This is a genomic window from Nostoc sp. NOS(2021) (assembly GCF_017115025.1).
Classification (GTDB): domain Bacteria; phylum Cyanobacteriota; class Cyanobacteriia; order Cyanobacteriales; family Nostocaceae; genus Nostoc.
In genome coordinates this window covers 1-8,931 of sequence record NZ_JABXKM010000312.1, presented here as the reverse complement: position 1 = coordinate 8,931, position 8,931 = coordinate 1, and the positions used below count along the sequence as shown (strand labels likewise).

Annotated in this window: 10 protein-coding genes; 3 read left to right on the top strand and 7 right to left on the bottom strand. The window is 42.5% G+C overall.

Going from position 1 to position 8,931, the window contains the following annotated elements; all coding sequences use genetic code 11:
* Positions 1 to 37: 37 nt before the first annotated feature.
* On the bottom strand, positions 38 to 292 hold the full coding sequence (acpP, locus tag HWQ41_RS30465; protein WP_292771358.1) for an acyl carrier protein: 255 nt from the start codon (positions 290 to 292) through the stop codon (positions 38 to 40).
* A 418-nt stretch (positions 293 to 710) separates the two neighbouring features.
* Between acpP and HWQ41_RS30460 the strand changes: the two genes are divergently transcribed.
* On the top strand, positions 711 to 1,616 hold the full coding sequence (locus HWQ41_RS30460) for a CoB--CoM heterodisulfide reductase iron-sulfur subunit B family protein (RefSeq protein ID WP_292771355.1): 906 nt from the start codon (positions 711 to 713) through the stop codon (positions 1,614 to 1,616).
* A 418-nt stretch (positions 1,617 to 2,034) separates the two neighbouring features.
* Here HWQ41_RS30460 and lpxD read toward each other — a convergent pair whose 3' ends face one another.
* On the bottom strand, positions 2,035 to 3,087 hold the full coding sequence (gene lpxD / locus HWQ41_RS30455; protein WP_292771352.1) for a UDP-3-O-(3-hydroxymyristoyl)glucosamine N-acyltransferase: 1,053 nt from the start codon (positions 3,085 to 3,087) through the stop codon (positions 2,035 to 2,037).
* A gap of 295 nt (positions 3,088 to 3,382) precedes the next feature.
* On the opposite strand from lpxD, the gene HWQ41_RS30450 reads away from it, so the two are divergent.
* Complete coding sequence (locus tag HWQ41_RS30450; protein ID WP_292771349.1) at positions 3,383 to 3,865, top strand: SMI1/KNR4 family protein; 483 nt, start codon at positions 3,383 to 3,385, stop codon at positions 3,863 to 3,865.
* A 450-nt stretch (positions 3,866 to 4,315) separates the two neighbouring features.
* Here HWQ41_RS30450 and HWQ41_RS30445 read toward each other — a convergent pair whose 3' ends face one another.
* The 4 genes from HWQ41_RS30445 to HWQ41_RS30430 all read right to left on the bottom strand — a co-directional run bounded on the left by HWQ41_RS30445 (position 4,316) and on the right by HWQ41_RS30430 (position 6,295).
* Positions 4,316 to 5,551: an NAD(P)/FAD-dependent oxidoreductase gene (locus HWQ41_RS30445; protein ID WP_292771346.1), complete on the bottom strand. Its 1,236-nt coding sequence runs from the start codon at positions 5,549 to 5,551 to the stop codon at positions 4,316 to 4,318.
* Positions 5,552 to 5,600: 49 nt separating this feature from the next.
* Positions 5,601 to 5,765 carry a rubredoxin gene (gene rd / locus HWQ41_RS30440; RefSeq protein ID WP_292771344.1) on the bottom strand — a complete coding sequence of 55 codons (165 nt, stop codon included), beginning with the start codon at positions 5,763 to 5,765 and terminating at the stop codon, positions 5,601 to 5,603.
* A gap of 148 nt (positions 5,766 to 5,913) precedes the next feature.
* Positions 5,914 to 6,129 (bottom strand): hypothetical protein, encoded by a 216-nt coding sequence (locus HWQ41_RS30435; protein ID WP_292771342.1) that lies wholly within the window; start codon positions 6,127 to 6,129, stop codon positions 5,914 to 5,916.
* Entirely contained in the window at positions 6,101 to 6,295 is a 195-nt protein-coding gene (locus tag HWQ41_RS30430) for a hypothetical protein (protein ID WP_292771339.1), read from the bottom strand. The genes HWQ41_RS30435 and HWQ41_RS30430 overlap by 29 nt, the downstream gene beginning before the upstream one ends.
* A 421-nt stretch (positions 6,296 to 6,716) precedes the next feature.
* Between HWQ41_RS30430 and HWQ41_RS30425 the strand changes: the two genes are divergently transcribed.
* Entirely contained in the window at positions 6,717 to 7,274 is a 558-nt protein-coding gene (locus tag HWQ41_RS30425; protein ID WP_292771336.1) for an SRPBCC family protein, read from the top strand.
* Between the two features lie 709 nt (positions 7,275 to 7,983).
* Here the strand turns inward: HWQ41_RS30425 and HWQ41_RS30420 are convergent.
* Positions 7,984 to 8,853 carry a glycosyltransferase family 2 protein gene (locus HWQ41_RS30420; protein WP_292771333.1) on the bottom strand — a complete coding sequence of 290 codons (870 nt, stop codon included), beginning with the start codon at positions 8,851 to 8,853 and terminating at the stop codon, positions 7,984 to 7,986.
* Positions 8,854 to 8,931: the final 78 nt, after the last annotated feature.

Here is an 8,931-nt window from a genome sequence, read left to right as displayed (position 1 = left end):
TATCCCCAGAGGGGGCCCCACCTTCCCCAATCAAGAGTTAAGCTGATGCGGTAACTTTGTTATTGATGTAATCTACTGCGTCTTGAACCGATATAATCTGCTCGGCAGCTTCGTCGGGAATTTCGATATCAAATTCTTCTTCCAAGGCCATTACCAGTTCAACGGTATCCAAGGAATCTGCTCCTAGATCGTCCATAAACTTGGACTCTGGTTTGATTTTGGCAGGGTCGTCAACACTCAATTGTTCGGTGACGATTTTCTTGACCTTTTCAAAAAGTTCCGTTTGGCTCATAAATAATAAAAGTCCTTAACCAGTTGCGAGGATCTGCTCTTTAGAGGAGACATTGTTTTGAGCATATACATCTTATCGTCAAGCGCGATCGCCCGCATACTGCCAAGGGTTTTTCTGTGAGAAAACCTTTCTTCTAAAAAGAATGGGTAAGTTTTCTCTTAACACTTGGGCAGTAGAGCGTGCTACGCCATCGCCGATACCGTGTAAATGCTTCGGTTTTCCAATTATTGCTAAAATTTTTTACAATGTCTCGTTCAGTATTTACAGCCTTGCTAGCAATAAGAATATGTAGATGCTGCGGCTTTGAACCTAGACGGTTAAAGGGTCGCCCAACGTCAAACATCAGAACTTCGGTGCTAACAAGGAATGATAAAACAGTTATCGTTTAGAGCGATCGCTCTAATCCAAACATACTTCTATGCTATCTCAGACACTCAAATACGCTTACTTCCCCGGTTGTGTTGCCCAAGGTGCTTGTCGGGAACTTTACCAGTCAACTCAAGCGCTTACCCAAGCACTGGGCATTGAGCTGGTTGAACTTAAAAAAGCTGCTTGCTGCGGTTCGGGCACATTTAAAGAAGATTCCCAACTGCTAGAAGATACAGTCAACGCCAGAAATATTGCTTTAGCAGAAGAATTAAATCTGCCCTTACTTACTCATTGCAGCACTTGTCAAGGTGTTATCGGTCACGTCAACGAACACCTGAAAGAATGTAAGACTTCTAACCCTGCCTACATTGAACAGGTTAATGGCTTGCTGCATAAAGAAGGCTGTTCACCTTATCGCGGCAGTACTGAGGTTAAACATCTCCTTTACGCCTTGGTAACAGATTATGGTTTAGAGGAAATTACCAAACGTGTCACCCGGAAGTTAACTGGATTAAAATGCGCGGCTTTTTATGGCTGTTATCTCCTCCGCGCCCAAAAGTCTATGCCCTATGATGACCCCTTCCAACCGGAAGCGATGGAAAATATGTTTCGGGCGGTGGGTGCAACACCAATTTATTACCGAGGGCGGACGCAATGTTGTGGTTGGCCGCTTTCTAGTTATGCCACTACCCAATCTTTCAAAATGGCGGGGATGCATATTCAGGACGCTTTGGCATCTGGTGCTGACTGTATAGTTACGCCTTGTCCTTTGTGCCACTTAAATTTAGATTCGCGTCAGCCAGAGGTAGAAAAGGTGATTGAACAGAAATTAGGTTTACCAGTGTTGCATTTACCCCAGTTGATTGCTTTGGCACTTGGGGTTAGTCCCAAAGAACTGGGTTTAGAACGCCACATTGTTTCTACAAAGCCAGTGTTGGAGAAATTAGGATTTTAGTTGATGGAGTACAAGGTAGGAGGACAACATTGTTCATGCGTGTCAACTTAAGCTAAAATACGCAATTTCCCGTAGTTTTAGATCCCCCAACCTCCTTAAAAAGGGGCAAAAGATTCTAGTTCCCCTTTTTTTTCTCGTTCTCTCGTTCCCAGTCTCTGACTGGGAATGCCTAATTGGAGGCTCCGCCTCAAGACTTGCGGCAGAGCCGCAATGAGGAGCATTTCCAGCCAGAGGCTAGAAACGAGGTTTGAAGTTCCGAGTTCTGAGCTTGAAGTTCCGAGTTCTGAGCTTGAAGTTCCGAGTTCTGAGCTTGAAGTTCCGAGTTCTGAGCTTGAAGTTCCGAGTTCTGAGCTTGAAGTTCCGAGTTCTGAGCTTGAAGTTCCGAGTTCTGAGCTTGAAGTTTCGAGTTCTGATCTAATTAATCATCACTATTTTTAAATTTACGTTGCAATTGTTTTATTGATTGATACATATCTGGCAAGCGACCATAAACAGCACATACCTTGAGATATAGTTTGTAAGGAAGGGCTGGACTTCCGCAGACAATTTCTCCTGGTGCAACATCGCTGTGAATTCCAGTTTTAGCAGATGTCATCGCCCCATCTCCGATCTTCACTTGATTGGCTATTCCTGTTTGTCCAGCTAAAATAACGCGATTTCCCAGTTTAACACCTCCCGCCATGCCAACCTGACCTGCGATCGCACAACCAGAACCGATTTGGCAACCATGACCTATTTGCACTAAGTTATCAATTACTGTATTGCGACCTATCCGTGTTTCTCCGACGGCTGGGCGGTCAATGCCACTGTTGCAGCCAACTTCCACGCCATCTTCTAAGACTGTATAGCCGGATTGTTCCATTTTTACCCAAGCAGTACGGGTAGGAACAAAACCAAAGCCTTCTGCACCAATGACAGCACCACTGTGAATGATGCAATCTGCACCGATGCGGGTGCGTTCGTGGATGGTACAGTTGGCGTGTAAGGTGGTGCGATCGCCTATTTTGGCATCTGGATAAATCACCACATTCGGATGAATGATTGCATCATTGCCAATTTCTACCCCTTGTTGAATCACAGCATGGGGGCCAATGTAAACATCACTACCAACTTTTGCGGTGGAGTGAATCACAGCAGTGGGATGAATTTCTGGGATGGGGCGATATGGTTGGTAAAAAAGTGCGATCGCTTTGGCAAACAACAGTCGCGGATCTGCGGTCGTTATCCAGACAATACCGCTTTCCTGTGCAACCACCTGTAATTTTTCGTCTTGGGGCAAAATTAAAGCACTAGCATTGGTCTTGCTGACAAAAGACCCAAATTTTGCACCTTCTACGTAGCTGAGAGTACCGTTGCTAGCTTCATCAATGGCTGCTACCCCGGTAATTTCTGGGTCATGGTCTGGGTTGCTAGTCAGGCTATGATTGGTGGCCGCGTCACCAAATTGGCGGAGGATTTCGCTGAATTTCATTGTTGGGTGTGTTCAAAATTGATCTACAAAGGATGGTATTTTTATTTTTGCCATTTTGTACTAGCGAGATAATTATAAAACTTATTACAAAAATTATGGAACCGCCAGTGACTCAAGTCCCTGGCTAATAGTAAAAGTCCGTTTGAATGGACTAAAACTACTATTATTAGTCGGTTTAAACCGCCTAGAGTTATAAGAAAATAAAATTTATTTTCGGGCGGGTGTCTGACTTTTGCAAGAGACCTAGTAATGAAGATAGAGATTATTGATCCTCTAGAAAATTCGAGGTTTTGAAATGATTAATAATATACAAGAATTAAGAGAGCGCTTGTTTACTAGTGGAATAGTAAAAAATGAGCAAGAGCTACAAGGATGTACCTCAGACGAAATTGCATACATTGAGAGTAAATATGGAGTTTTACCAAGGACTTACAGGGAAATTTTAGGCTTACTTGGGTATAGTGCCGGAAAGCTTGTTAGCAGATCGGAATTTGAGTTTTACTTCGACCAAATTATCAAAATGAATGAGTGGCAGCGAGAGGCTATCCTTGAGTCCATTGCTGAGGGAGAAGAATGTACTACTTTACCTGAAAATGCCTTCTGTATCGTTGCTAGAAATGGAGACCCATGTTTTATTATTGCCGATGGACAAGATGACTGTTCTGTTTATATGCTACATGAAAATGACACAATCGAAGAAATACACACATCTGTTATGGATTGGATAGAGGTATATGTAGAAGATGCTGAATATTGGATAAGGAGAGGAGTAAGATAAAATTTCAAAGTTATCTTTTTGATAATAAATTTTAACGAGAACTGTTATAGTAGTCTGCTATAGCAGTCCTAAATGATTCGTAAACTTCTTTCCTTCTTCTATTGGCGCTCTTGGCGGCTTGGCGGTTCGATAATTTTTACAACTCAAATAGGATTGCTATACATTAATTTTGATTAGTTCGTAGTAAGGACTTTAGTCCTTATTTTCTAAGCACTAAAGTCCTTACTACGAACTCTCTTAAACTGTCATAATCCCTGTGTTGGTACCAGGGCTATTTCATTCTAGACAGAAACCGCCCTGAACTTCAGTTCTGGGCTAATAGCTAAAGTCCGTTAAAACGGACTATAACCTATAACCTTTTCTTAGTCGTCTTTAGACGACTTTCGCTATTAGACTCAGAATTCATTCTGAGGCGGACTAGATGAGAATGAAATAGCCCTGGTGGTGGCACTAATCGCTAGTCGCCATTGCTATCCCTGCTAAATACCCGGTTGTCCAAGCACTTTGGAAGTTAAACCCACCGGTAACGCCATCAATATCTAAGATTTCTCCGGCAAAATAAAGACCAGGAACTAACCTACTTTCCATCGTCTTGAAGTTGACCTCTTTAAGCTTAACGCCACCACAGGTAACAAATTCTTCTTTGAAGGCTCCTTTGCCGTTGATTAAGTATTGTCCCTGAGTAAGTTCTTGCACCAGTTGATTTAAGGTTTTACTAGATATTTCTGCCCAACGGTCTTCTGTGGTAATGCCTGCACGAGCAATGATATATTGCCAGAGACGATGCGGTAGATCAACGCCGCGATGCAATGCGATCGCTTTCTTTCCCCATTCATCCTTAACTGCTAAAACTTTTTCTCGCACTTGTTCTTGTTGCAAATGGGGCAGCCAATTAATCAATAATCTGGCTTGATAGCGGCTTTCGTGCAGAACTCTCGCACCCCAAGCAGAAAGCTTCAAAACGGCGGGGCCACTCAAACCCCAATGGGTAATTAGCAATGGCCCAGTCTGTTGTAATTGGGATTTTCCGCCCCCAGATAACCGCAATTGGGCAGGGTTAACGCTAACTCCAGCCAATTCCCGCAATTTTTGATCGAGAATGTTGAAGGTAAATAACGAGGGTACTGGCGGTTCAATTTGATGACCTAACTCTCGGACAATTTTATAACCCACAGGGCTGCTGCCGGTCGCCAGAAGTAGGCGATCGCATTTAATCGTCTCTCCCGACTTCAGCAGAATTTCAAACCCCCCATCTGCTGCGGTTCTCACCGAAGTTACATGTGTACCGATACGGAGTTTTACCCCAGATGTCGCCATCGCTTTAATCAGACATTCCACAATGGTTTCTGAAGTATTGGTGACAGGAAACATCCGGCCATCAGCTTCAGTTTTGAGATAGACTCCACCCGCAGCAAACCAAGCTACTGTGTCTTGAGGACCAAAACGAGTCAAAGCACCCCGCAAAGCTTTTGCACCTCTGGGGTAATTTTGCACTAACTCCTCAGAGTCAAAGCAAGCATGAGTAACGTTGCAGCGTCCGCCACCAGAAATTAGCACTTTCGCTAGGGGTTGGCGACTGGCTTCGAGTAAAGTAACTTGGGCATCAGGATTGGCTTTAGCACAAGCGATCGCGCCAAAAAATCCTGCTGCCCCACCCCCAATAACTACGATTTGTAACGGTAGCAAGTTCTAAAATTTCTCAATAGCACGTACTTTACTAGGCTAGCCGTTATCTTCACTCTTCAACTAGTTCAAATTGGTCTTTTGTGGCACCGCAAACGGCGCATACCCAATCATCTGGTATATTTTCAAAAGCTGTTCCTGGTGCGATGTCGCTATCTGGATCGCCTACTTCTGGGTCATATTCATAGGCGCAAACAGTACATATATACTTTGCCATCTTCCTTTCCCCTAGTAAATTATTGGCATTGCTTTACTATTAAATACTTTTGGTAGTGAGTCAAAATAGGCACGCTACAATTCTTAAACGAGACTACGGCATGAAAATCATCAAATCAAACCGCAACGCGAGAGTTATTAGTTATTAGTCATAAGTCCTTGAGATACCACGCCCACTCTTTAACGTAGTTTGAATTAGTCCGATGAAAGACAAAGTTTTTTTCGCCCACTCTCTTGCGAGGTATGTACCAAAAACTCTTGTATCTTTGACCAATGACTAATGACCAATGACCAATGACCAATGACCAATGACTAATGACCACTTCATAAATCAGATTAAAAACGCCACCATGTCCTTTGGACATAACTGATAATCCCGATTGCGATCGCCCCAAGTAGCAATAGCCAAATAATTCCACCTGGAATAAAAGTGAGAATACCAAAGCCTCTCAGTACCCAGACGGCGACGCTAATGCCGAGAAGGATACCAAAAATCTGGATTAATCTACGATTTAAAGAAGATTGACTCACCTACTTTTCCTCTCAACTCCACAGACATTACACTTGATATTGACAATAAAATATGAAGTTCTGATGAAGTTGCAGTTTCATCAGAAATAACACCTAAAAATCGAGAAATGCTATCCAAATGTTGGGGTAAGGTGCTTGATATTAGGTCGTGTTTGTGCCATTCTAGCTGTTAACAACGCAGTTTTTCCTCTACAAATATTACTTTGATAAAACTCACTTAAGTATTGATTGTGTTAATTGTGTTAAGAAATACAGCTTTTATAGTAAACTATCTGAAATAATTACCAAAAAATCACCGTTTCCAGAAAAGATAGGCATTACACTGGAACTAAAATTTAGTGGGTTGGATCTAAATCAAGTTTTATAGCTTGTAATTTCAACTCCATTTAGGTGGATGAGTTGAGGAGTAACTAAAATCATTATGTCTGCGTCTTATATATCAGACTCAATTATTGCAGGTTCAGATATGGCTTGGAGTCAAGACAAGCAAAGGTTACTAGTACAGGGTGAAATTTTGATAGAAACGCGATCGCACAAGACGTGGGGTGGCGCGGTGACAGCCTGGATGTATTTGCCGATGGTGCGATCGCAGGTATGGCAGCAATTAACTGATTATCCCCGGTGGGTGCAATATTTTCCCGATATCACTAAAAGCGAAGTGATATACAGAGGTGAAGTCAAGCATCTGTATCAAGCAGCACAAAAAGCCTTTTTCTTTTTCACCGCTCAAGTTGAAATTTATCTCAACGTTATAGAAGTGCTGGGGCAGCAAATCCAATTTCGCATGGTAAAAGGGACTTTTGAGGACTTTAACGCCAATTTAGAACTCAAAGATTGCGGTAACGGCACAATACTCGCTTATACTGTACAAGCTACACCTCTTATTCCAATTCCATCAATTTTTATTCAACAAGCCATGAACTTTGAGTTGCCTGCAAATATGCGTAAAATGCGACAAGTTATGTGTAAGAATCAATAAAAAATTCCGGCGTTGCAGATTTGAAGTATGAATTTGGTGATCTTCCCTGCGGCACGCTACGCGAACAAGACGCTCTCTACGAGACCAAGGCTTAGCTTGCTTCCCCGTAGGGGTACGCGGACTCGCTCTAAGCGTTCGCGTAGCGTCTCGTAGAGAAGCTATGCCGTTGGCGTTGGCGTAGCCTCTCGTAGAGAAGCCTCTCGTTCGCGTAGCGTCTCCCCTTGGGAGAAGAGAAGGCTTTACGCTACGCAATCAGTGGTGGGTTCAAGCCCCCACTGATTGCTTCCCATTCAGATGCGGTACAACATTAGATCGCGAGGTGTAGAGGATCGCGGAATGTAGAATTGAGTTTCACTGGCTGAAAACCTTGTTATCATTCAATACGCTTGGTGTTAGCGCCAAAAACCCTTGATCTGCGTAGGTTGGGTGGAGGAACGAAACCCAACATTTTCGTGGGTTTGTTGGGTTTCACTAGATTCCACCCAACCTACAATTATCTGGCTGAAAACCTTATTATCATTAGGTTGTGGAAAATTCCAAGATTTTTAAATTAACCTGCGGAATGTGGGATATAAGGTACATCATAGTCCCCTCTTCGCTTGCGGGGAGGGGGTTGGCGGTGGGGTTCTTGTATCTTACAAGGGCCGAGAACCGCTATATCAGAAAAGCTAAGTTGACACCAATGATAATGTCGTAGGTGTACGACTTCTTATTTAGTGTTGAAATATGAAATCGATTTCATGAATCGATTCATAATCGATTGAGGTAATCGTTGCGGATACTTAGAAAAATAGGAAGTTCTTAATGGAATAAAAATCATGATTCGATTCAAGCGCATCTCCCATTGCTCAATTAAGGGGAGTGTTTTAGCATACTCTTTAAACAATTGTTGGACTCGCGTTTGACTTGTTCCATTTGTAGAATCATCAAAAGTTTTCGTTCCTGGATAATATCTATAATTTCCCCAAGTTTCATTAAAATATTTGACATGAGCTACTTTAACTGCCTTAAGTAGGAAATCTATATCCATTGCATAATGCTCTTCAACTTTGTAGACTCCAATTTGTTGATGCAAGGATTTGTGGTAGAAGTAAGCCGATGGATTCACAGGAAAAGCAGCATCAATTATTCCGTCATCATTAATTTGCTTTTCCATCAGTAAATCAACTGCCCGTAGTCGTTTAGGTTTATTAATATGAATTAACTTGTCTCGATGATCCCACGTATTACAATTACCAACAATCAAGCTAGGTTCTGGTAGAGTTTTAAAGAGTTCCGAGATGCGGCTAATAACGTTTGGCTCATAGAAATCATCAACGTTTAAAATGCCTATAATCGATCCTTGTGCCATAGCAATTCCTTTATTCATCGCATCTGATTGTCCCTGGTCTTTTTCAGAAATCCAGCGGATGTGGGGATGTTGATTGGCGTAATCTTTGATAATATCTATTGTTTTGTCGGTTGAGCCGCCATCGACAATGATATGCTCGACTTCCGCAAAATTTTGGTTAATGACATTTTGAAGGCAGGATTCTATAAATTTCTCACCGTTATAAACTGGTGTAATTACACTAATCATTAGTTATCACCTCGTAAAGGGACTTGGGAGCAGGGAACAGGGAACAGGAAATAGGGAACTGGGAACTGGGGACTGGGG